The 23,347-nt window shown below is 68.7% G+C and carries 19 protein-coding genes; 6 read left to right on the top strand and 13 right to left on the bottom strand.

The annotated features are described in order from the left end of the window. Window positions 1-4: 4 nt before the first annotated feature. From ENSA7_RS06375 to ENSA7_RS06365, 3 genes are all read right to left on the bottom strand, one after another. Window positions 5-1,162 carry a radical SAM family protein gene (locus ENSA7_RS06375; RefSeq protein ID WP_106088311.1) on the bottom strand — a complete coding sequence of 386 codons (1,158 nt, stop codon included), beginning with the start codon at window positions 1,160-1,162 and terminating at the stop codon, window positions 5-7. A gap of 30 nt (window positions 1,163-1,192) precedes the next feature. Then, window positions 1,193-3,478 carry a cyclic nucleotide-binding and patatin-like phospholipase domain-containing protein gene (locus tag ENSA7_RS06370; protein WP_106088310.1) on the bottom strand — a complete coding sequence of 762 codons (2,286 nt, stop codon included), beginning with the start codon at window positions 3,476-3,478 and terminating at the stop codon, window positions 1,193-1,195. A gap of 204 nt (window positions 3,479-3,682) precedes the next feature. After that, the gene (locus ENSA7_RS06365) at window positions 3,683-4,078 is read right to left on the bottom strand and encodes a hypothetical protein (protein ID WP_146157402.1); all 396 of its coding nucleotides are present in this window, start codon (window positions 4,076-4,078) and stop codon (window positions 3,683-3,685) included. Between the two features lie 96 nt (window positions 4,079-4,174). Between ENSA7_RS06365 and ENSA7_RS06360 the strand changes: the two genes are divergently transcribed. Next, a complete protein-coding gene (locus tag ENSA7_RS06360) occupies window positions 4,175-5,185 on the top strand; it encodes a hypothetical protein (RefSeq protein ID WP_106088308.1) in 1,011 nt (336 codons plus the stop codon). Between the two features lie 31 nt (window positions 5,186-5,216). On the opposite strand, the gene ENSA7_RS06355 is transcribed toward ENSA7_RS06360, so the two are convergent. Beyond that, entirely contained in the window at window positions 5,217-6,290 is a 1,074-nt protein-coding gene (locus ENSA7_RS06355) for a peptidase MA family metallohydrolase (RefSeq protein WP_146157401.1), read from the bottom strand. 187 nt (window positions 6,291-6,477) lie between these two features. Here ENSA7_RS06355 and ENSA7_RS06350 point away from each other — a divergent pair, with 187 nt between their 5' ends. Beyond that, the gene (locus tag ENSA7_RS06350; protein ID WP_106088306.1) at window positions 6,478-7,611 is read left to right on the top strand and encodes a mechanosensitive ion channel family protein; all 1,134 of its coding nucleotides are present in this window, start codon (window positions 6,478-6,480) and stop codon (window positions 7,609-7,611) included. Here ENSA7_RS06350 and ENSA7_RS06345 read toward each other — a convergent pair. The 3 genes from ENSA7_RS06345 to ENSA7_RS06335 all read right to left on the bottom strand — a co-directional run bounded on the left by ENSA7_RS06345 (window position 7,608) and on the right by ENSA7_RS06335 (window position 11,188). Further along, window positions 7,608-8,405, bottom strand: coding sequence for a hypothetical protein (locus ENSA7_RS06345; RefSeq protein ID WP_146157400.1), 798 nt, complete (start codon window positions 8,403-8,405; stop codon window positions 7,608-7,610). The two genes, ENSA7_RS06350 and ENSA7_RS06345, sit on opposite strands and share 4 nt — an antisense overlap. Before the next feature lie 29 nt (window positions 8,406-8,434). Next, window positions 8,435-8,779 (bottom strand): PilZ domain-containing protein, encoded by a 345-nt coding sequence (locus ENSA7_RS06340; protein WP_106088304.1) that lies wholly within the window; start codon window positions 8,777-8,779, stop codon window positions 8,435-8,437. A gap of 213 nt (window positions 8,780-8,992) precedes the next feature. After that, window positions 8,993-11,188: a hypothetical protein gene (locus tag ENSA7_RS06335; protein WP_146157399.1), complete on the bottom strand. Its 2,196-nt coding sequence runs from the start codon at window positions 11,186-11,188 to the stop codon at window positions 8,993-8,995. Window positions 11,189-11,261: 73 nt separating this feature from the next. Here ENSA7_RS06335 and ENSA7_RS06330 point away from each other — a divergent pair, with 73 nt between their 5' ends. Beyond that, window positions 11,262-12,479 carry a phosphoglycerate dehydrogenase gene (locus ENSA7_RS06330; RefSeq protein WP_106088350.1) on the top strand — a complete coding sequence of 406 codons (1,218 nt, stop codon included), beginning with the start codon at window positions 11,262-11,264 and terminating at the stop codon, window positions 12,477-12,479. A 13-nt stretch (window positions 12,480-12,492) separates the two neighbouring features. Next, window positions 12,493-12,879 carry a sirohydrochlorin chelatase gene (locus tag ENSA7_RS06325; protein WP_106088302.1) on the top strand — a complete coding sequence of 129 codons (387 nt, stop codon included), beginning with the start codon at window positions 12,493-12,495 and terminating at the stop codon, window positions 12,877-12,879. Here the strand turns inward: ENSA7_RS06325 and hflX are convergent. From hflX to ENSA7_RS06300, 5 genes are all read right to left on the bottom strand, one after another. After that, window positions 12,854-14,692, bottom strand: coding sequence for a GTPase HflX (gene hflX, locus ENSA7_RS06320; RefSeq protein WP_146157398.1), 1,839 nt, complete (start codon window positions 14,690-14,692; stop codon window positions 12,854-12,856). The genes ENSA7_RS06325 and hflX overlap by 26 nt on opposite strands. A gap of 96 nt (window positions 14,693-14,788) precedes the next feature. Next, the gene (locus ENSA7_RS06315) at window positions 14,789-16,714 is read right to left on the bottom strand and encodes a response regulator (RefSeq protein WP_106088300.1); all 1,926 of its coding nucleotides are present in this window, start codon (window positions 16,712-16,714) and stop codon (window positions 14,789-14,791) included. Window positions 16,715-16,869: 155 nt separating this feature from the next. Further along, window positions 16,870-17,820, bottom strand: a complete 951-nt coding sequence (locus ENSA7_RS06310; RefSeq protein ID WP_146157397.1) for an anti-sigma factor family protein — start codon at window positions 17,818-17,820, stop codon at window positions 16,870-16,872. Next, window positions 17,817-18,596: a sigma-70 family RNA polymerase sigma factor gene (locus ENSA7_RS06305; protein WP_106088298.1), complete on the bottom strand. Its 780-nt coding sequence runs from the start codon at window positions 18,594-18,596 to the stop codon at window positions 17,817-17,819. The genes ENSA7_RS06310 and ENSA7_RS06305 overlap by 4 nt, the downstream gene beginning before the upstream one ends. Window positions 18,597-18,598: 2 nt before the next feature. Continuing rightward, complete coding sequence (locus ENSA7_RS06300; protein WP_181233284.1) at window positions 18,599-19,699, bottom strand: arginase family protein; 1,101 nt, start codon at window positions 19,697-19,699, stop codon at window positions 18,599-18,601. 57 nt (window positions 19,700-19,756) lie between these two features. On the opposite strand from ENSA7_RS06300, the gene purB reads away from it, so the two are divergent. Together purB and add are read left to right on the top strand one after the other, a co-directional pair. Beyond that, the gene (gene purB / locus ENSA7_RS06295; RefSeq protein WP_106088349.1) at window positions 19,757-21,217 is read left to right on the top strand and encodes an adenylosuccinate lyase; all 1,461 of its coding nucleotides are present in this window, start codon (window positions 19,757-19,759) and stop codon (window positions 21,215-21,217) included. A gap of 91 nt (window positions 21,218-21,308) precedes the next feature. Next, window positions 21,309-22,457 (top strand): adenosine deaminase, encoded by a 1,149-nt coding sequence (gene add / locus ENSA7_RS06290; RefSeq protein ID WP_106088296.1) that lies wholly within the window; start codon window positions 21,309-21,311, stop codon window positions 22,455-22,457. Here the strand turns inward: add and ENSA7_RS06285 are convergent. Next, window positions 22,454-23,347 (bottom strand): hypothetical protein (locus tag ENSA7_RS06285; RefSeq protein WP_181233282.1); only part of this gene is annotated, 894 nt, incomplete at its 5' end. The two genes, add and ENSA7_RS06285, sit on opposite strands and share 4 nt — an antisense overlap.

The following is a 23,347-nucleotide window of genomic DNA, read 5'->3' as shown; positions in this document are numbered from 1 at the left end:
TGCCTCAGAGCACGTCCTCGACGAGGTGCTGCAAGCTCGCCGCGCTCGCCCGCGCCCCCGCCACCAGTCCAGCCCCCACGCGATCGCGCAGGTGGCCCGCGCGCGCGTGGATCTCCGGGAGCAGCGCCACGCCCTCGTCAAAGTCGACGACGCGATTGCCCAGATAGAACATGTACATCGTCGTGAGCCAGTTGCTGAAGTCCTCGCGCGAGCCCAGGTGCCGCTGCAGGTTCATCATGATCCACGAGATGTGCGCGTAGACATCGAAGCAATTGCCGCAGTCCCGATCGTCGCCCACGCAGCAGCGCCGGGTCGTGGCGAGATCCGGGTTGTACGCGCGAAAGTGGGTATTGTAGGGGTTTCCGTTCTCGATCCGCTCGGCGTTGATCGGGTTGTCGGGGGTGATCGAGCAGCACACGTCGTAGCCCCAGCGCTGGTCGAACAGGCGCCCGGTCGAGACGACCTCGGCGATATGGGACGACATCAAGATCCGCTCGGGGTAGCGGCTGATCATCTTGTCGATGTTGCGCCGGACCTGCTCGAAGCCACGGTCGTGATCGTAGTTCCCACCGAGCCCGGAGATGTCCCCGTAAAAATTGAAGGTCACGAAGTTGCCATTTTCGACGCACTGCTCGACGACGCGCGGGATCTCGGCCGCGTTGTCGGGCGTGGTCGTGTAGTACCAGATCGCGCGGGGATCATCGCGATAGTTACGCATGGCCTTCTCGAATACCCGGATCTTGCCCCCACCCCGCAGGTAGGTGTCGGTCTCGTGATCGCCCCACACCGACAGACCGATCGGCATGGTCTCGAACCCCTCATGTGGGATCCGCCGAATGCCGTTGGTCACGGCGGTCATCCAAAAATTGTCGTGGATCTTCTTGAGCCGGGCGAGCTGCAGGCTTGGCTCACCGCCGACGACGGTCACGAAGTTGGTCCCGCGCGCCTTCTCGCCCTCGAGCCACGCGTCGAACACCGCCTCGTCGTTCGGCGACGCGAACCGGTCCATGTTGTCTTCAAAGAAGTAGCAGCCCTTGCAGCGCAGATTGCAGACGTGCGTGATGTCGACGAGGATCGCCCGCAGCGGGCCGGCGCGCTGAAGGTCGTCCCACAGTCGGCGCGATAGCGGATCCTTCAGATAAGTAGCGAGTTGATCGTGCATGGGCGTGTCATGGGAAAAAGAGAAGCTCGCTCAATTGGCAGGATCGCGGCCGAGCAGACCGTCGCGGTGTTGCTCCCACCAGCGGACAATGTCGGCCTTGGTCCCGTCGTAGCCTTGATCTGCGATCACGGGCGCAGCCTTGAAGTCGAGCATGTTCCAGTGCGCGACCTCGGGCTTGAGCAGCAGCGAGGCCCGGGCCGCGAACGCCTGGGCCCGGTGGATCGAGTGGCTGGCCGCGTTGGCGCTGCGCATCAAGATGCTGATGATATTTGGGACCTGCAGCGACTCTTGCCGCGGGCTGATCAGCCGCCGCGCGACCTCCCAGCCCGACAAGCTCATGGGCAGCTGCTCGCCAACGACGAGGTCGACGTCGGGCATCACGTCGACCGCGACCACCGCCCCGCCGTGGAGATCGGCCATGCGATCGATCGGCAAATTGTTGATCACGCCGCCGTCGACCAGCAGATCGCCGTTGGTCCACGGCACGGGCGGGAACACCCCCGGCAGCGAGCCGCTGGCCCGGGCCGCGAACGCGAGCGGACCGCGACGGTGCACGACCTCGGCGCTGCGCGTCAGGTTGGTCGAGATCGCAAAGTACGGGATCAGCAAGTCTTCGATGTCGAGGTCGCCGACCACCCCCGCGGTCCCGCGGACCGCGTTCTTGCCCGCCGCGAGCGAGACCAGCGGCAAGGTTGGATCAATGAGGTTGTCGAACACCGGCCGCAGCACCCGCAGCAGCTCCGCAGACCGCAGGCCGATCGCCAACGAGCCGCCCACGATCGCGCCAATGCTGGCCCCGCAGGCCGCGTCGACCGGGATCCCGAGCTCTTCGAACACCCGCAGCACACCGACGTGGGCGTAGCCGCGCGAGCCACCACCGCCGAACACCAGCGAGATCGCCCGACCGGTCAGGTGCCGAACCAGGCGCTCGACGTCGCCGCGCTCACCCCGACGAACGTGATAGTGCTGATCGACGTGCGCGCGGCCCTCGAGCCAGCGCTTGGTCCCGGGGAAGGTCGTGCGTCCGCGCTGTTGCAGCAGCACCAGGCTGACCTGGGGCGAGCGCCCGCCCGCGAACTGCTCGACCACCGCGCGCTCGTTGGCTCCGAGGGCCTCGTGCTCGCGGGCGTCGGCGACCAGCACGATGTGACTCGCATGACGGATCGCCCGCTCGCTCCAGCCGCTCCACGAGGCGTCGCACTGGTAGATCAGGTGATCGTGAAGGTCCTCTTGCTGGGTCAGCCACGGCCCGAGCAGCAGCTGCGCCGGGTGATCGTGGGCCTTGTGAGACAGCCCCCCAGCCCCCCGGTTGGTGGCGCCCTCGGTGCCGAACTGGGCGTCGACGACGTCGGCGGTGAGGCGCCGGACCGAGCCGTGGCGCGCCAGCCCAGCTTCGAACTGCGCGACAAACCCAGCGATGTCGACAGTCGGACCGATCGGCACAATCGCGAAGGCGCGGCTCTTGGCGACCGACTGCCCGCGGGGCTCGAGCATGCCCTGCAGCCGCGCAGCCAGCAGCCGCGCGATGTAGAACATCGCCTCGGGATCGGTGACCGCCAGGCGTGTGAAGGCGTCGCGCGCGAGGTAGACCAGCTCGGTGTCGCGCAGCGCGTAGACCGTTGCGGTGCGCGGGCCCCCGGCCAGCAGGGCCATCTCGCCGATCCACTCGGCCGGCCCCACGTCGTCGAGCACACGCTCGCCGCCGTCGGCCGTCGGGGCGATCACCCGCACGTTGCCGACCACGACGATGTAGGCCCCGTCGGCCTCGTCGCCCTTGTTGAACAGCACCTGACCGCTCTCGAGGTGAACCCACTCGAGGCTGTCCTCGAGCTCGCTGAGCCCGGCGGCGTCGAACTCACCAAAGATGTCCTTGAGCATCCCGACGATCCGCCCGCGCCGCATGAACTCGCGCAGGGTCTGCGTGAGCGGCTTCATGAGGTGAGGATGGCGCTCGACCAGCGCGATGCAGGCCGGACGATCGAGCTCGAGCGCGCGGGTGGGCGTCTGGGCCTCGACCGTGGCCGTGCGCTCGCCCCCGAGCACCAACGAGACCTGCCCGACCAGGCTGCCAGGGCCGAGCGAGGGGACCTCGACCAGGTCACCGTCGTCTTCGCGAACGGTGACGCGCTGGGTCCCCTCGACGATCACGAACAGGCTGCCACCCGCGTCGCCCTGCTTGACGAGCAGCTCACCCGGCGCCAGCTGAACCTCGCGAAATTCGCTGGCCAGCAGCGCGAGCTCGGTCGGGTCAGCGTCTAGCGCCAGGCCGGTCGCCTGCAACGCTCGCAACCAGTCTTCGGGGATGCCATCCGTCATTGGAGCTCAATAGTAGAACTCCCACACACGCGCGGCCATAGCTCACAGGCGTGAATTCGTGATTCACGGCGACTGTCGGTACGACGTTTAGCGGACGGTTAATCGGACGGTAGTGAGACAGTACGATCGGACAGTAGCGAACCACTCTGGAACGTGAAAGCATGCCCCGCCGGGTCTTTACTTCGGACTTGTTCGCGGTGCGAATCAATGCCGCAGCTTGCGAGCGCCGAAGCTCAGGTGGTCGCGCTCGTCGAGGTACGCGTCGAGCAGGGTCCGGTCGCTGGTCGACATCTGCTCGAAGCGCAGGCCGATCATCTCGAGCGGTCCGAACCGCTTGCGGTGCACGACCTGCGTCAGCGCGCAGACCTGAGCGCCACGCTCGGGCAGCGGCACCGCCAGCCAGCTAAACCGCTGATCCAGCCCACGCTGGGCCGACTCGGGCGCCCCAGGCTTGGGGGCCACGCGCAGCACCGACATCCCCTCGCGCGACAGCTCGACGACCATGAAGCCCTCATTCGCGCCCTCTTGAGTGGCAGGAGCGACGAAGCTGCCGATCATGTGGCGGCTGTCTCGACGAGTACGATCAAACGCGGGGTGCATCGCCAGACCAAGCTAGCGGAGCCGAACCGGTCCAGCAAAAACCCTGCGGAATCTGCGACTCGCATCGTGAGCACACCGCACAGTAGACTGTCGTAGATGCTGACGCCGACCCGCCGGACGATCTGCCTCACCGCGGCGCTGCTGAGCGCGAGCCTGAGCTGCAGCGACACCAAGCCGCCACCCGTCACCGACGAGGTCACCACCCCAACCGCCGCGCCGGTCGACTCGGCGTTGCTCGCCGAGCTGCTCGGGGAGTCGGTCGAGGTCGAGGGCGAGCGCGTCACCGCCGACGCGATCTTGGTCCGGCTCGCGTTCGAGCCGCTGATCCGCGGGACCGGACCCGCGAGCCTGCAGCTGGTCCAGAGTCAGGGCTACAGGCTGTCGGGGGTGAGCGAGCGCGAGCCGCTGTGGTTGCTCGGCCTGCGTGAGGGCGACGTGCTGACCCTCGTCGACGGCGCGCCGATCATCGCGCGTGAGCACGAGCTGCGCAGCCAGTGGGCGGCCCGACCCACGGACGTGGCGATCACCTATCTGCGCGGTGATCAGACCCACGTGCTGCGACTCCAGATCCGCCCGGGCGCGGCCTGGAAGAGCGCGAGCTCGACGACCCGTGATCGAGCAGAGCGACTCGCCGAGCGCCGTGAGGTGGTCCTCGAGCGACATACCGACGACGACTCCGAACCCGAACCCGAGCTGGAGCTCAGCCAGAGCCTGCGCTGCGCCGCCAGCCGTGACGAGAGTGACAGCGACCTGGGTCGCTGCGAGCTCGAGCGCAGCGCGTTCGAGGACCTGTTGTCCAACCCCAGCTCACTCGCTCGGTCGATGCGGGTGGTCCCCAGCGTCAGCGACGGCCAAACCGACGGGTTCAAGCTCTACGGGATCCGATCCCGCTCCCTCCCCGGGCTGCTCGGGCTGAAGAACGGCGATCGAGTCACCGCGATCAACGGGCACGCGCTGACCAGCCTGGACAGCGCGCTCGAGACCTACACCAAGCTGCGCGACGCCAGCGAGCTGGTGATCTCGCTCGTGCGCAAGGACCAGCGCCACCGCCTGACGATCACCTTGGTCGACGCGTTCTCCGACCCACCCGAGGCCGCTTCGGACTGACAACTAGCCGCGGACGGTTCCCGACAGCCGGTCACGCGAACGCGGCGACGCGCTCGAGTCGAGCAGCCCGCTCGGCCGCCTCTTCGGCGTCGAGGCGGGCCCAGTCACGAGCCAACCGCTTGCGCCGCCGAATCCACGCGAGCACGACCACTGGCCCGACTAGCAAGAACGGCAAGCTGCCCGAGCCGATCAACGGAAACCACACGAACCGCCCCAGCAGGCCCGAGCGCCAGTCCGAGTCGAGCTCGACCAGGCTCACCCCGTAGGCGTCATCAAACGACTGCTCGAACGCCCGTCCGTTGTGCAGCTGGCTCAGCAGCTGGCGAAAGTGGGCCTCGTCGGGATCGTGGTAGCGCAGCCAGGTCACGAAGTCGCGGGCCGCCGCGTAGGCGACCGAGGCCTGCCGCGCGTCGCCGTGAAACTCCGCTTCGATCCGATCGAGCCCCGGCACGCCGCCGCCAAACACCGCCCCCGCCAGGCTCTCGGCCCGCATCAGGCTGACCTCGTTGGCCAGGCTCTCCGCGACGCCTTCGTGGAACCAGCGCGGCAGCTCGGCGCCTGCGGTGGCCCGAAACAGCGCGACGTGAACCAGCTCGTGGCGCAGCAGGGTGTCGAGGTCGCTGCGCGAGCCGTCGGGGTCGTGCATCGAGATCGCTATTTCACCGCGCGGCGGGTGGGCGACCCCGGAGACCCACACGGGCATCCCCGTGGCGCGGGCGACCATGCCCGCGTGACTGACGAGGTGGATGGTCAGGTCGTCATCCAGATCGCGACCAAACGACTCTTCGATCTCCGACCACCAGCCGGGCAGCTGCTCCGCGAGGTCGAGCGCCGCGTCATCCAACCCGGGCTCGTAGCGGATCACCGCGCGCCCGACATGCAGGCGCTGGCTCGCGTCCGCGAGCGACCAGCTGATCGGCCTGCCGTGCTCGGCCCAGGCGTTGCTCGGCGCGGCGAACGAGAGCAACAGAGCGAGCAGCGGGACCACCACCCCGACGACGAGCCGGGCCCGCGCCAGCCGGCTCCAGACCCGCCACCCGCGGAAGCCACGGGGAGACCCATGAGCGGGTAGAGCTGCGTCGGGGTCGTGGAGTGGCCGGGCCATGGCGGGAGAAGCTGCGCACGCGTTTGTCGTGCGCAAGGTCGGCGTGAACTACGAGCGTAGCACCCACCTGTTCCATCGAGGCGGCGCCGATCCCACGGGCCTCAGCGCCGTCAGAAGCCCGGCCCGAGCTGATACCTCTGGGCACGCGGTTGCATCACGGCGCGGTCCCGGTTCAAATCGGCGGCTCATGGACACTGTCCTCGAGCTCATCGACGACCCGTTGGTTCAAGCCGCGGGGATCATCGTCGGCTCCATCCTCGCCGCGTGGCTGGTCGAGCTGGCGATCAGCGCGACCCTGGCCAAGGCCGCGGCGAAGACCAAGACCGACGTCGACGACAAGATCGTCGAGGTCATCCGACGCCCGGTGTTTCTGACCGTGCTGCTGTGGGGCATCGACTGGGCCCTCGACGTGCTGACGATGCCCCCGCGGTTCGCCAACCCGCTCGAGTCGTCGATGAAGACCCTGCTGATCTTGATCTGGGCGGTCGCGTCCACGCGGATCGGCAGCGTGCTGCTCTCGGCCTTCGCGGCCAAGGAGCGCCAGCGCTCGATGCTGCAGACCCGCACGCTCCCGGTGTTCGACATCATGATGCGGATCATGGTGGTCGGCACCGCGCTGTACTTCATGTGCCTGGCTTGGCACATCGATCTGACCGCGTGGATGGCCTCGGCCGGCATCTTGGGCGTCGCGTTTGGCTTCGCGGCCAAGGACACCCTCGCCAACTTGTTCTCGGGCATCTTCATCCTCGCCGACGGCCCCTACAAGGTCAAAGACTGGATCGTGCTCGACAATCAATTGCGCGGCGAGGTCACCCACATCGGGATCCGCTCGACCCGGATCCTGACGCCCGACGACGTCGAGATCACCGTGCCCAACGCGGTCATCGGCAACGCGCAGCTGCTCAACGAGACCGGCGGCGCCTATATGCGTCAACGCGTGCGGATCAACGTGTCGGTCGCCTACGGCAGCGACATCGATCAGGTCCGCGCGGTCTTGCTCGGGTGCACCGTGGACGCCCCCTACCTGCTCGACAAGCCCGCCCCCAACACCAAATTCCACAAGCTCGGTGCCTCGGGCCTCGAGTTCGAGCTGTGGGTGTGGATCGAGCAGCCGCAGGTTCGCGAGCGGGTCGTCGACGACATGACCGCGCGGGTCTACAAGGCGCTCAACGCCGCCCGCATCGAGATCCCGTACGCGAAGCACGACGTCTACATCCGCGGCCTCGCGCCCGAGCTGCTCGCCCAGCTCCGCGATCCCGGCCAGCTCCGCGATTCCGCCCCGCTCCGCGCTCCCGCTCAGCTCCGCGGTCCCGAGGACTAATTGCTCATCGGCGTGATGACGAGGACGACGGTGTCCTTGCGCACCGCGCCCGCGATCAACAGCCCCACCGCCACACCGATCACGGCCACGGCCGCGCCCGCGATCAACCCGGTCCGCACCTTTGGCGAGACCCGGACGCGCCGACGCTCACGCGCGCCGCTGGCGATCCGGTCGTTGTGCTCGGACCACAGAACCCCGAGCAGGTCCGGGTCCGTGACCGCGGCCGACGACCGGATCCCGAGCTCCTCTTCGATCAGACAGTCACGCGTGAACAGCACTGGCTGCTCGCGGTCGGGCACGTAGCCGATCGTGATCACCAGATCGTCGCGGCCCTCCCGACAGATCTCCTGCGGACTCGCCGAGCCCACCCGCAGGCGCCGAACATCCGAGCTTGGCTGCGGCGACGCGCCGACCGAGCGCTCGAGCTGATCGAGCAGGGTCTTCTCGGTCTTGCTGCCGTCGAGCTCGGACGAGAGGCCGACGGCGACCCGGACGACCACCGACTGCTGCATGGTCGGCGGCGGCGGCTCGACGGGCGCGGCCGGCTCGACCTCCGGCGCGGCGTCGGGTCCGGCACCCACACCCGATCCGCCCGCGGGCTGCGGCTCACGTTCGGGATCTGTCTCGGCCGGCCCGACATCGGGCAGCGGATCTTCACCGGGTTCATCCTCGACGCCGGGCAGCGCTGGGCCCTCGGCGATCTCGGCCACAGCGGGCGCAGCCCGAGCATAGGTAGCCGGCCCGACCAGCGAGATCGCCAGGCTCAGTGTCGCGGCCGTGATGCACCTGGACATCACCGCCGCCGATGTGACTCGTGGTCGTGTCACCGCCTCGTGTGCAGGCGGTTGATCGCCCAGACTTCGCGCGCGCGCAAGCCGGTGCTGAACTGGATGCCGAGCACGGTTGGCGTGCCCCGATCTACCCAGCGGACCTCACCCTCGGCCTCGATCGGCGCGGCGAGCAACGGCAGCTTGAAGCTGACCTTGAGGCGCGAACCGAGCTTGGGTGGCTCACCGTCGACACGCAGACGCATGCCGCCGGCGCTGATGTCTTCGCTCGGCCAGTCTTCCACCTTGTCGCCGATGAAGATCCGGACCACCACGACGACATCGAAGCGCTGATTATCGCGGCGGTCGCTGGGATCGCCGGCGCCCTGAATCGTCGACATGGCCGCAGTTTACACTAGAACCACGCCCCCGCGATCCCCTAAGTCTCGACCGCGCCACACCTTTGAACTCCCGCGCGCGCGCTCGCCCAGACCCGACCCACCCGGTGGCTCCCGGGTGCGCGCTCGCGACTTTGGAGCGAAACCGGTCAGCGGGCCGACGCGAGCCAGCAATGGTGGAGTTCGGGCACCGCGCAGGACCAGGCGGCCGCCGAGCTACAGCGCCGCTTGCTGCTCGGCGAGCTCGGGGATCTCGGGCCCCTCATCGCCGCGGGATGGGCGACGCCGCTCGGCGAACCAGACACGGTAGTAGCGCATCTTGATCTGTTGATCATCGGGGGCCCGACGATCGCAGGTCGCGTGCTCGTCCTGGCCCTCGACGGCACCCCAGCGCACTTCCGGACAGTCGTTGGGGTTGTAGGCGGCCTCGAACGCAGGCGCCCGCGCCACGACCTGATCCAGTCCCAGCTTCCAGCTCGACCCGTCGGAGCGCTCGTAGCTGATCGCGTGATCCGGGTCTGCGAGCAGCTGCTCGCGCTGCTCGGCCAGGTAGCTCATCGTCAGCTCGAACGACTCGGGGTCGCGCTCGGGATCGAGCCCGAACGCGGACGGGTTGCGCCGAACCTTGTCCGCGAACCCGGCGACCACGTCGATCGCGATCAGCAGCCGCAGGTCGCGAGCCGGCGTCGAGAAGTTCTCCCACGCGCCGGAGGTCTCGAACACGCTGTGCCCCCAGGGCATCTCGATGATCTCGTCGGGGTGGGCCGCGTGGTACTCGACGCCGTTGTCGACCGAGGTCACCCGGACCCGCGCAGCCTCGGCCAGCGCGGCGACCAGCTCGGCCTGGGCCGCGAACGGGCTGCGCTCGCCGGGTGTGATCAGGCGCTCCATCAGATCGTAGAACTCGGCCGGCGCCAGCGCCTGTTGCATGTCCGAGACGTCGCCATAGTCCTGCAGCGCGGCCAGGGTCTCGTCGTTCATCTGGGTGAACACCTCGACGTCACCGCTGCCGGAGTTCATGATCGGACGAAACGCCTTGAACCCGCTGCCGCCCAGGCTTGGATCCGACTGGTTCCACAAGAAGTTGCCCTCCCAGAACCGCTTGCGCGTGATCGAGCCGTCAGGCTGACCGTCGACCGCGAACAGGATGCCGGGCGCGCTCCCGCGCGGGGCCACGAGCTCGGCGAGCACCAAGATATGGCCGTAGGGATCCGCGTAGACGGTCCCGGGTCGCAGGCCCCGACGATCGAGCGCGACCGGGTACAGATCGCTGTTCGAGTCACCGAACGCGCAGCGGCCGTTGCCCGTGTGCACGCTCCAGCCGACCGAGCGCTGAAAAAAATACTCGATCTTGTCGTTGTGAGTCGGGACCGCGGCCTTGTCCGGCAGCTGCTCCGCCGGGATCGGGACCGCGTCCGCGACCGGGGGATCGATCCAGTGCTCCCGACGATCGGGCGGATCCAGGTTGGTCCGCAGATCAAAGCAGCTGGGCGCGCTCTTCTTGCCCCGCGAGCACTTGCGAAACCCAAACGGCAGCCCGCGCTTGAACGACCAGTAAGCGCGCAGAAAGTACGGCGTGTCGGCGCAGTCGGGGACCAGCGAAAAGCCGCGGCTCGGGTGGTCCTCCTCGCGGCCGAGGTGATCGTGCAGCAGGTTGCGGTCGCGATCCGACGTGACCTCGGACAGCGCCTTCCAGGCCAGATCTTGGTCGGCGGGCCCGCTGAACAGCTCGCGGACCCACGCGCTGTAGAGCGCCTCTTCGGCCGCGTTCCAGCTGCGTTGGTTGGACCAGACCCGGGTCAGGTCGACCATGCTCTCGTCTTTGAAGTGATACTCGCGGACGCTGAACGAGGTGCAGCGCAGGCCCTCGCCGTCGCGGCCGACGATGACTTCGTAGCGCCCGCCCACGCTCGGGGTGAACCGGGCGACCGTCGCCGCGGGCACGCCCGCGCGCTGGATCTGCTCGGTCTCGATCGGCTCACCGCGCCGCTCGAGCTCGACGCGCAGCGCGAGCGGCTCCTCGCCGTCCAAAGTCGCCGCCATGATCCGCAGCTCCTCGCCCTTGGCCGGGTGCAGCGGCGAGATCACGATGCCGACGTCGCGGTCGCGGTCGCGCTGCTTGGGGCACTTGCCCGCGGCGGCCGGCTCGAGCGCGGGCGCGGGCGCGGGCGCGTCTCGATCGAAGCGGGCCATGTACTGCGAGAGCGGCTCGCGGTCGGGCTGCGCGGATCCGGTCTCGGCTCGGCCCTCGCTCGCACCCGGCTCCGCCGCGCTCTGGTCATCCCCGGCCTGCGCCCCGTCAGCGGCCGCCCCTACCCCGCGACCACCGCGACAGCCCACGACCAACGCGAACACCACCAGCAACCTCCAGACGGATCGCCCGCACACCTTCGAGTGTCCCGCGCCTCGCACGCTCGAATGCATACCCACAAGCCGACGCGATTGCCAATCCATGCGACGTGAGCGGTCGTGGTACCAGTTCGGTATGCGCATCCTGATCGCCGACAAGTTCTCCCCGTCTGGACAAGAGACCCTGCGCGCGCTCGGCCACGAGGTCATCTTCGAGCCCGCCCTGGGCGCGGGTGATCTGCCGGGCGTGCTCTCGCAGCGTCGCCCCGACGTGCTCGTCGTTCGCTCGACCGAGGTCACCGAAGCCGCGTTCACAGCCGGGACCGAGCTCGCGTTGGTGATCCGGGCTGGCGCCGGCGTCAACACGATCGATCTCGAGTGCGCGAGTCGGCGCGGGGTGTTCGTCGCCAACTGTCCAGGCAAGAACGCGATCGCGGTGACCGAGCTCGCGTTTGGGTTGATCCTGGCCCTGGATCGGCGGCTGTGCGAAGCCAACGCCGAGCTCCGCGCGGGGACCTGGAACAAGAAGACCTACGGCAAGGCCAAGGGGCTGTTCGGCCGTCGGCTCGGGTTGGTGGGCTACGGCGCGATCGCCCGCGAGCTAGCCAAGCGCGGCCGGGCGTTCGGCATGCGCGTCGCGGCGTTTGATCCCTTCATTGATCGCGGCCACGCCGAGCAACACAAGGTCCACGTGGCCCCGACCCTGGCCGAGCTGCTCGAGGCCAGCGACGTGCTCAGCGTTCACGTCCCGTTCCGCGAGAGCACGCGGCACATGATCGGCGCCCGCGAGCTCGCGCTGCTGCCCGACGGCGCGCTGCTGATCCACACCTCGCGCGGGGGCGTGGTCGACGATCGGGCCCTGGCCGAGGCCGTCAGCAGCGGACGGATCCGCGCTGGTCTCGACGTCTACGAGGACGAGCCGTCCGAGGGCTTGGCCCCGTTCGACAACCCGCTCGCCAAGCTCGACGGCGTGTACGGGACGCCCCACATCGGCGCCTCGACCGAGCAGGCCGAGGCCGCGATCGCAGAAGAGACGATCCGCATCGTGCGAGAGTTCGCCGAGCGCGGCACCGTCCCCAACGTGGTCAACCTCGACACCGGCCACACCGGTCACTTCGCGCTGGTGGTCCGCCATCAAGATCGCGTGGGCGTGCTCGCCAAGATCCTCGAGGCCCTGCGCCGCCACCAGCTCAACGTGCAAGAGATGAGCAACGTGGTGTTCAAGGGCGCCGACGGAGCCGCGTCGGCGACGATCGTGCTCGAGAACGAACCCTCGGCCGAGCTGCTGAGTGACATCCGCGCCCACGAGGCCGTGCTCGGGGTCGATCTACGCTCCGTCGCAGATCGGGGTTAGTTAGTAAGGCGAGATGACTGCACGTGACCCCGCCCTGTTGCTGGTGGCCCATGGCTCGCCCGATCCGGACTGGCGGCGGCCGCTCGAGCGACTGCTGACCCAGCTGCGCAGCCAGCTGGGATCGCGCGTGACCCTGGCCTACCTCGCGCACGCGCCGAGCATCGAGGATGTCGTCGCTGGGTTCGCCGCGGCCGGGCACGCGCGCGTGGTCGTGGTCGCGGCGCTGCTGTCTCCGGGTGGCCGCCACGTCAAGCAGGACATCCCCGCCGCCGTCGCCGCTGCGCGGGCGCGGTTTCCTGATCTCGAGCTCCAGCTCGCTCCCGGGGCGCTCGGCGATGACGACGACGTGATCTCAGCGCTGGCAGCGGCCGCGCTCACGCGTCTCGAAGGTCATCGCTGACGTCTTCGTCGGTGGCTTCGTCGTCGTGCTCGTCAGCGGACTCGATCTCCGACCCGAGCCCCGACTCGATCCCCGACTCGATCCAGGGCCCACCGCGGTGGGTCCCAGGGGCTTCGACCTTGCCCCGCGCCCACAGATGGTTCTCGATCGCCTCCATCAGGCGTCGGGTGCTGCGCCGATCGAGCGCGCTGACTTGATAGGTCCCCGTGGCCAGCTCTGACTCGGGGACCATCTGCCCGTCGGGCAGCAGATCGCACTTGTTGAAGACCATGAAGCGATCGACGTCGGCGGCACCCAGCTCGTCGAGGATCCGCTCGACCGTGCGGATCTGCTGGGTGTTGTCCGGATCGGTGGCGTCGACCACGTGGAGCAGCAAGTCGGCCTCGGCGACCTCCTCGAGCGTGGCCGAGAACGCCTGCATCAGCGCGGGCGGGAGATCGCGGATGAACCCGACGGTGTCGAGCATCACGACCTCGCGCTCCTCGGGAAACCGAACCCGCCGAACCGTGGGATCCAGAGTCGCAAACAGCTTGTCTTCGGCGCGGACTGAGGACTCGGTCACGGTGTTGAGCAGCGTGCTCTTGCCTGCGTTGGTGTAGCCGACGATCGCCACGACCGGGACCTCGCTGCGCTGGCGACGGGCGCGTCGCTGCTGACGCTGCTTGCGAAGGTGGTCGAGGCGCTTGTCGAGCTCGTGGATGCGGTTCTGCGCGCGTCGGCGATCGAGCTCGAGCTTGGTCTCACCGGGACCGCGGCCGCCGATCCCACCCGCGAGCCGCGACATCATCGTGCCCTTGCCGACCATGCGCGGCAGCCAGTAGCGCAGCTGGGCGAGCTCGACCTGCAGCTTGCCGTCGCTGCTCGACGCGTGCTGCGCGAAGATATCGAGGATCAGCGTGGTCCGATCGATGACCCGCAGGTCGGTCTGCTCCGAGATCACGCGGGCCTGCGAGGCCGACAGCTCGGGATCGCAGATTAGCAGCTCGACGTCTTGCTCGAGCGCATGGATCAACACCTCACGCAGCTTGCCGGACCCCAAGAACGTACGCGGGTCGGGGTAGCGGCGACGCTGGACCACCAGGTCGACGAGCGCGACCCCGGCGGTCCGACACAGCTCGCGCAGCTCGGCCTGACGGGCCTCGATCCCGCCTTGGCGGCTCATGTCGTCGGTGTGAACCTGCAGGACCATGGCCCGAACCCCGACCCCGGCCGCGATCGTGCGAGCCGTGGCCGCGACCAGCTGCGCCTCGAGCTCGGTGATGAACGCCGAGAAGTCAGTCGGCAGGTCCGGGCGTGGGTGCGTATCTTGATTGCGGCCGCCCGCGTCGGGGGACAAGAGCGCGAGCGGTGCCCGACTGAACGTGTGGAGCTCGAAGCCCCGCTGCTCGTCACGCCCGGGCTGCAGGTTGGCGATGTCGATCTGGACGCCGCCCGGGCTGTCGTGCACCGCCGCGATCAGATCCAGCCGCAGCTTGGTGAGGTCGGCGAGCTCCTCGCGATTGAGCGCGTCGGCGACCAGGTGGGTCGAGACCAACCGAACCCCACGCAGGCGCCCATCGGCCCCGCGAACGCGCTCGAACTCGGGCAGCTCGAGGCTGTGCGCGTCGCCCAGGATCACCCGGCTGATGCGGCCGCGTCGATCGATGAACAGCCCGATCCGACGGTTGAGCTCGTGGGAGAGCTCGAGCAGATCCCGGGCCAGCGGACCCGTCACGATCTGATCAGCTGGCACCCGGCGATCGCCCAGCCGCGCCAGGCCCCGCGCCTGGCTCGGCTTGAGATTGGAGGTATCGCCGTACACGACGTCAGACATGGTCAAGTCCCCACATACATCGTGCACTTCGCCGACCGCGGCCGCTTCGCTTGGCGGCTGTGCGCGGCGTCGCCAGGGATGTAGATTTCAGCCAGGTCAATCGAGGACCCTGAGTGCCACGGCCAGCGCCTGCTGAGCGCGGCGGGCGGCATCACTGCGAGCGGCGAGCTGCTGCTCCACGTCGGACTGCTTGGCTTCGAGGTCGACGAGGCGCCGCTCGAGCCCAGCCTCTAGCTCGCTCGCGGCGGCCCGGGCGGCGTCGCGCTCACCCTCGATCTCCGTGATCCGGGTCTCGAGCGCCTGCTTCTCGGCGGCTGCCGCGTCGGCGGCCTCCTGCATGGCGACGCGCATCTGATCGGCGCGCTGCTCGAGGAATTCCAGCTCCGATGCAGCTTCTTCGGTCTGGCTGGCGATCTGCGTGGTGAGCTCGCCGAGCTGCTCGTCGCGCTCGACCACCTGGGCCTCGACCGCGCTGAGCTTGTCGGTCAGCGCCTGGGCCTGCTCCGTCTGCGCGGCCAGCTCGGCCTGGACCTGCTCGAGCTTCGCGCTGACCTCTTGGCCCGCTTCGCCCTGTTGCGTGAGCTGGGCCTGCGCGGCCTCGAGCGCCTGCGCTTGCTCGGCCAGCTGGGCCTGCGCGGCCTCGAGCGCCTGCGCTTGCTCGGCCAGCTGGTTGCCCAGGGCGTCGCGCTCGGTCTCGGCCGTCGTGGCGGCCTCGCGCGCGGCGCTGAGCTCCGCCTCGAGCTGCTGGGCGGAGGCCTCGTACTCCTCGGCCTTCGCCTGAAATTCGGTCTTCGCGTCCGCGAGCGCCCGGCTGCCCGCGTCGGCCTCGTCGAGCCTGGCCTCGAGCTCCTTGACCTTGGTCTGGGCGATCTCCAGTCGGTTCTTGAGGCCTTCTTCGCGCTTGCGCGTGGTCTCGGCGTTGCGGCTCGCGGCCTCGCTCTGCTCTTGCGCCGAGATGATCTGCTCTTCGAGCTGCAGGGCCTTGCCCTCGGCCTCGCTGGCCTGGGTCAGGAGCTCGCGGTTGCGGTGCTTGGCGTCGAGGATCTCGCGCTCTTTGCCCTCGAGCTCGTCGCGCAGGCCGAGCAACTCACGCTCTTTCTTGTTGAGCTCGGACTTGAGGCGCAGCACCTCGCGCCGCGCCGAGAGGTTGCCGCTCGAGGTCTCCCGCTCGCGCGCGACCGGGCCTGAAGCCGGCTCGAGCTCGACGGAGACTGTGTCCGGCTGAGCCGCTGGGGCGGCGTCTTCGTCGTCGGCAACGTCGAAGTCATCGACGGGATCCTGGCTTGGCTCCGGCTCGGCGCTCGCTGGCTCGGGCTCCGGCTCCGGCTCCGGCTCCGGCTGCGCAAAGTCGCCGGGCTGGATCGCCTCCTCGGCGGCGATCTCGAAGTCGTCGTCATCGTCGTCATCGAAGGTCAGCGCGTCGAAGGCCGCGTCGGTCTCTTCGCCCAGGTCGATCGCTACTTCGGCGGCTGGCTCGGCGGCTGGCTCGGCAGCCTCGACGGCTGGCTCGGCAGCCTCGACGGGCGGCTCGGAGTCGTCGAAGTCGATGTCGCCAAAGTCCGCGTCACCCGAGTCGAGATCGACGTCATCGATGATGTCGCTGTCGGTGTCGGGCGGCGGCGGGGGCGTCGCGGCCTGGATCGGCTGCCCGGGCAGCGGCAGCAGCGTGCGCACCATGTCGAGCAGCGCCTCGCCGTTGACCGGCAGGCGCATGTACTCGTCGGCGCGAGTCTTGAGCTTGCCGTGCTGCGCGAACACGTCGTCGGCGACATCCGACGCGTACATGATCAGCGGAATGTACTTGGTGTCGTCGTTGCGCCGCAGCTTGTTGCAGACCGAGAACCCGGACGCGCCCGGCAGCTCGACCCGCAAGAAGATGATGTCGGGTGTCCCGGTCCGCGCGAGCGTCATCGCCTCGCCGGGGTCATGTGAGATCGTGAACTCGACCCCGTAGGGGGTTAGCGAGCCCTCGATGACGGAGCGGGCGTCGGCGTCGGCGTCGATGATCAGCGCTGCGAACACGGCAGGCGAGATTATCTGCTCTAGATGCGCTTCACCAGCCCCGTGATCCCGAGTCGGAATTGCGGCGTGTTCGGGGAGGTAGCGGGCTCATGCACGATATGTCGCCGGTCAGCTGGCGTTCATGCTAGGGCGTGGCTCGCTGAAGGCGGCTCGGCCTACGGGTTGCCGTGGGCTTCCCGCAGGGCGTTGGCGACCAGCAGCAGGCTGCGGAAGTCCGCTTCGTCGACGCTGATCGCCCCGTCGATCCGCGCGTCGGCACCCTCGAGCACCAAGCTGTGGTGCACGGCGCCCAGTCGGAACTCGACCCGCGCCCGGCCTTGCTCGTCGCGCGAGAGGTAGTAGTCGTGACCGAGCGCGGCGAGTGGTCGGCCGTGGAGCTCGGCCACGCCCGCGCGGCGCTGGCGATCGACCATCAGCGCGCCCGAGCCGTCGCGGTAGCGGACCATCGCCGACGAGCCTGGCGCGGTCTTCGAGTCGCTGACCAGCGCGACGTCCTTCGGGAGCGAGCGCGGCGGCGCGACTTGAACCGCGAAGCCCTGCTCCTCGGCCAGGCGCTCACCGCTGGGCAGGCTGGGATCAGGCCCAGGCGCGGCCGCGGGCGCGACCGCGACCTTGGGGGCTGGCTCGGCTGGCACTTGCTTGGCGGACTTGTGGGTGCGGATCGGCATCGAGCTGGCCAGGCCGCCATCGACGTGCGCGGTGGTGTCCTGCAGGCCGATCCAGCCCGCGTTGTTGGCGACCACGAACAGCAACCCGGCGGCGGCCGCAGCGGGGACCATCAACAGCGCCCCGCGCCCGAACGCCTTGATCCGTCCGACGACCGGCGCGAACCACCCACGCTGCTCGGCCGCGCGCTGCTCGGCCTGCACGGCGTCGAGATCCGCGAGGATCCGCTCGCGCAGACCGGCGGGAGCGAGCTCGCGCTCGAGCTCGCGCAGGGCCGCGCGGACCTCCTGCTGCTCGCGGACGATCGCCTGAAATTCTGGGTCGAGGGCGATCTGCCCGGCGACGAGCTCGCGCTCTTCGTCAGACAGCTCGCCGTCCACGAACGGCTGCAGCAGCGCCACCATCTCGGCGTGATCCGGCTCGAGTGTATCCAAAGTCATGCGTTCTTCCTCGCGTCCCGGTAAGCCGCGAGATCGACGGCGTCGGGGGTAGCAGTTTTTTCAGTGGTCTCGGCCCGCTCGGCTTGTTTTCCGGCCCGTTTTGGGGCCCGTTTCCCGGACCGTTTGGCCTGGGACTTGGGCGGCTTGCGGCGGGTGGACTCGCGCTCACCAGCCGGCGGGTCATCGTCGTCGACCATCCCGATCTCGAGGGCGTGGTCGTAGAGCAACTTGTGGAGGATCTTGCGGCCCCGATAGATCCGACTCATGACCGTGCCGATCGGGCACTCCATGACCTCGGCGATCTCTTTGTAGGACAGGCCCTCGAGGTCGGCGAGGGTCACAGCGGTGCGGTAGTCGATCGGGAGAGACTCGAGGGCCTCCCGAATTCTCGCGTGGGTGATCCGCGAGTTCATGCCCTCTTCGGGTCCGGGCGGGCTCGTCGAGTTGGCGACCGCCACGGCCGGGCCGAGCGAGCGTACCTGGGCGCTGACGTCATTTTGGAAGCTGCGCTTGCGGCCGCGACGGTGGTAGCCGTTGATGAAGGTGTTGCGCAGGATCGTGAACATCCACGCCTTGATGTTGGTGCCCTGCTGAAACGAGCTCCAAAATCGAAAAGCCCGGACCATCGCGTCTTGCACGAGATCCTCGGCTTCGGAGGGGTCACGGGTCAGGCGCATCGCGGCGCCATACAGATTGTCGATGAGCGGGAGGGCGGTCTGTTCGAACTCGCGCCGGGCGGCAGCTTCCATTGGCGGTGGCGAACTCGGGTCGGTCATGGCTATTCCTGGGGGTTTGCACCCATCGCCCGAAGGGTTGCGAGGGTGTACCCGAACGAAGTTTTGAGGGTTTCCTCGGCCAGTTCATGGTCGAGAGAGAGGCCCGGGGCGACCTCGACCAGATCTGCGCCGATCACGTGGAACGCGGCGCCGACGGCCTCGATGACCGCCTGAACTTGGGTCGGCAGCAGCCCGTTCGGCTCGGGCGTACCACAGGCGGCGGCGAACCGCGCGTCGGTCCCGTCGATGTCGTTGCTCACATAGACCCGTCGCACACCGCGCGCGCGCAGGTGATCGACGACCTGCGCAGCGAGAGCCGCGGGCTCGAGCGCGCGCGCCTCGTCAGCCCAGATCTGCCGCACGTCCTGGGTCGCCTCCCAGTGCGCGCGCGGATGGCCGCTGGCCCGAATGCCGATCTGGATCATGCGCTGCCCCCCGCCGAGCGCGAGGTTGGCGTGGTAGGCCCAGGTCGCAAAGCAGTAGGTCACCCCGAGCCGCTCGGGCAGCAGATCCGTGTGCGCGTCGAAGTGGACGATGCCCAGATCTCGGGTGTCACCCTCGAGCAGCGGCGCCAGGACCGGCCATGTCACCGTGTGATCGCCCCCGATCATGAACAGCCGCAGCTGCGGGGCCAGCTGCTGCAGCAGCCGACGGACCCGCTCGGCCATGCCCAGCGGCGAGACCGGCATGCCGCGGCGCTGCGCGACCGGCAGCGCCGGCCAGATCGCGTCTTGTGAGCGCTCGCGCTGGGCAGCCGAGATCATGTCTTCGTCGAGCAGCTGCGGGATCGAGAACACGTCGCCGAGGTCGAGCACGGGCGCGCGCCCCAGCGTCGCACGGATCGCCTCGGGTCCCCGGGCCGCGCCGCGCATGATCCCCGCCCCGGTGTCGCTGGGAATCGCGAGCATCGCGACGTCCGCGTCGACCACGGCCTCGAGCTGCTCGCGCCACGCTCGCCCCGGATCCCAGCTCGGGCCCAGGTACGCGCGGGTCTTGGCCTCGAGCTGGGCCTTGCCGGTCGAGACCGCGTGGATCCCCTGCCCCGGCGGCCGCAGGTAGCAGGCGAGTTCGTCCAGCAGTTGGTCCTGCAGCGCCGGGCGCATCGGCGCGAGCATACCAGCACGCTTGTGACAAACGAGCCGGGCGATATCCTCGCGGCGATGACCGCCGAGACCCGCGCGCCGAGTGACGCGCCCGACTACCGCAGCCCGCTCGCCAGCCGCTACGCGACCAAGGCGATGCTGGCCAACTTCTCGGATCGGCGCCGGGCGCTGCTGTGGCGCGACCTGTGGATCGCCCTCGCCAGGGCCGAGGCTGAGCTCGGCCTGGCGATCTCCAGCGAGCAGATCACCGCCCTCGAGCGCAGCCGCGAGCAGATCGACTTTGACCGGGTCGCCGCGCTCGAGGCCGAGCTGCGCCACGACGTGATGGCCCACGTCCACCACTACGGCGAGGTCGCGGGCGCCGACGCGGGCAAGATCATCCACCTTGGCGCGACCAGCTGCTTCGTGACCGACAACGCCGAGCTCGTGATGATCCGCGCCGGGCTCGAGCTGATCATGGACCGGCTCTACACCTCGCTGCGGCAGCTCGGGGAGTTCGCCGAGCGCTGGCGGGCCGAGCCGATCCAGGCCTACACCCACTTTCAGCCCGCGCAGCTGACCACCGTCGGCAAGCGGGCGTGCCTGTGGGCCCAGGATCTCGGCTACGATCTCGAGACCCTCGAGCAGCTGGTGGCCCGGCTGCCGCTGCGCGGGGTCAAGGGCACCACGGGGACCCAAGCGTCGTTCTTGCAGCTGTTCGCGGGCGCCGAAGATCCCCACGCCAAGGTCCGCGCGCTCGACCAGCGAGTGTGCGCCGCGATGGGCTTTTCGGGCTCGATCCCGGTCTCGGGTCAGACCTACACGCGCAAGCTCGACACCTGGGTGGTCTCGGCGCTGGCCGACATCGCGGGGTCCGCCGCAAAATTCGCGACCGACCTGCGCCTGCTCGCGCATGAGCGCGAAGTCGAAGAGCCGTTTGGGAGCAAGCAGATCGGCTCGTCGGCGATGGCCTACAAGCGCAACCCGATGCGCAGCGAACGGATCTGTTCGCTGGCTCGCTTCGTCCACTCGCTGGCCAGCAGCCCGCGGGAGACCCACGCCAACCAGTGGCTCGAGCGGACCCTGGACGACAGCGCCAACCGCCGCCTGGTCCTGACCGAGGCGTTCCTGGCGACCGACGCGATCTTGAACCTGGTCGTCGACGTCACCGCCGGCCTCGAGGTCAACCCCGCGATGCTGCGCAAGAACATGGCCGACGAGCTGCCGTTCATGGCGACCGAGAACGTCATGATGCGCGCGGTCGAGGCCGGCGGCGATCGCCAGGCGCTGCACGAGCAGATCCGCGTGCTCAGCCAGGAGGCCGCGGGCGAGCTCAAGGCGGGTCGCGGCAATGATCTGATCGCCCGAATGCGGGCCGATCCGCAGCTCGGCGCCCACGTCGACGACGCGAGCTTGGACCCCGCCCGCTACGTCGGCCGCTCGCCCGAACAAGTCGACGAGTACCTCGCCGGCCTCGCGCAGCTGCTCGATCGCCACCGCGCCCGCGAGGGCCGATTCACCGCCCGCGTTCGGGTGTGAGCTCCGCTGTTGCGGAGTTCTAGGGCCCGCCACCGCGCTGTCTGACGCCCGCATTGTGGGCCCCTCGAAACCTGGGTATCTTGGGGCGCAGGTGAACGAGCTTCCTCTGTCATTTTTTCAGCGCCTGCCCAAGACGGACCTCCATGTCCACCTCGACGGCTCGCTGCGGGTCGAGACCATCCTCGAGCTCGCGGACGAGCAGGGCGTCGAGCTGCCCGCCAGCGATGTACCGGGCCTGCGCTCGGCCATGCACGCGGGCGAGAACACGGGCAGCTTGGTCAAGTACCTGGAGGCCTTCGACATCACGTTGCGGGTGCTACAGACCGACGACGCGCTGTACCGGGTCGCGTACGAGCTGGCCGAGGACGCGGCCGCCGAGAACGTCCGCTACATGGAGGTCCGCTACTCGCCGATGCTGCATGTGCGCGAGGGCCTGCGCCTGACCGAGGTGGTCGAGACCGTGCTTCGGGGCCTGCACGCGGCCGAGACCGACCACGGGATCGAGAGCAAGCTGATCTTGTGTGGGATCCGCAACATCTCCCCCGAGAGCAGCCTGGAGATGGCCGAGCTGGTCGTCGCCTACAAGGGCCGCGGCGTGGTCGGCTTTGATCTCGCCGGGGCCGAGTACGACTACCCCGCCAAGGATCACCACGAGGCGTTCTCGCTGGTCCGGCGCAACAACATCAACGTCACGATCCACGCGGGTGAGGCCTATGGGCCCCCGTCGATCGCCCAGGCCCTACACGACTGCGGGGCCCACCGCATCGGCCACGGCTGTCGGTTGCGCGAGGACGGCGATCTACTTCACTACGTGGTCGACCACCGGATCCCGCTCGAGTGCTGCCCCTCGTCCAACGTGCAGACCGGGGCGATCGCCTCGCTGCAGACCCACCCGCTGCGGCTGTACAAGAACCTGGGCGCGCGCGTCACGATCAACACCGACAACCGGTTGATCACCGACACGACCATGTCCAAAGAGATGTGGCTGGCCCACACCCAGATCGGGCTGAAGTTCTCGGACATTCAGCAGATCATCCTCAACGGGTTCAAGAGCGCGTTCTTGCCGTTCCACGAGAAGCAGCGCTACCTGGCCTCGGTCAGCAAGCAGCTCGAGGCGTTCTCGGCCGACGGCAGCATCGACGAGGGGATCCTCGAGGCGGCACGGCAAGCGCAAAAGCGCAGCGCGAGCGTGCAGCCGCACACGGTCGAGCCCGACGCCCACGCCGAGCAATCCAGCTAGACGCCGCAGTCCATCGCCTCGGTCGCGCAGTTCTGCGCGATGCAGTCGTCATTCTGGCAAGCGTTGTCGCTGATGCAGGTCTCGAGCAGGTACAGGAAGTACTGATCGAGGAACATCCCCTCGTGCTTGCAATTGATCTCGCACAGCTCGGCGCCCTTGCAGCTGTACACGCAGGCGTAGATCTCGGCGCAGGTCTGCTCACTCGACACACACACGCCCCACTGGTTGGAGCACAGCTCCTCGGTGCACGCGAAGGTGTCGCACATCGCGATCTCGGCGCAGGCGATCAGCGCGTCGGCCTCGGCCTCGGCCTCGGGGCTGATCGGCGGCGCGCAGCCGAGTGAGCAGAGTGGATCGTACTGGCAGTCGATCACGCAGGTCGCGAGCGGCACGCAGGCGAGCCCGTCGCTGCCGCCGTTGATGCAGCTGACGTACTCCTCGGTGCAAAACTCGGTCAGGCAGTCGTCGTCGGCGCAGGCGTTGTCGAGCGCGCAAGCGTTGAGCTCCTCGATCTGGTTTTGTGCCAACGGTGAGGACGCGTAGTGACACGCGGCCTCACACGCCTCGTCGCCCGCACACTCAAAGACGCAGGTGTTCAGATCCAGACAGGTGTCGTCGCCCGTGTAGCAATCGAAGGCCTCGAATGGACAGTTCTGATCGACGCAGAGCTGGTCCATGCAGTTGTTGTCGACGACGCACGCGCGCACCGCCTCGGACTCCGCGAGCGCCTCGGGGTTGGCTTGAGCCACGCACTGGTCCTGGCACTGGATGTCTGCGCTGCAGTCGATCAGGCACTGAGTGACGAGCGGGCAGGTGAGGATGTCTCCGTCGCCATCGCCGTCGCCATCGCCGTCGCCATCGCCGTCCCCGTCTCCATCCCCGTCCCCGTC

It is taken from the genome of Enhygromyxa salina, assembly GCF_002994635.1.
Classification (GTDB): domain Bacteria; phylum Myxococcota_A; class Polyangia; order Nannocystales; family Nannocystaceae; genus Plesiocystis; species Plesiocystis salina_B.
The sequence above is the reverse complement of the archived record's forward strand: the minus strand, read 5'-3'. Positions and strand labels throughout refer to the sequence as shown.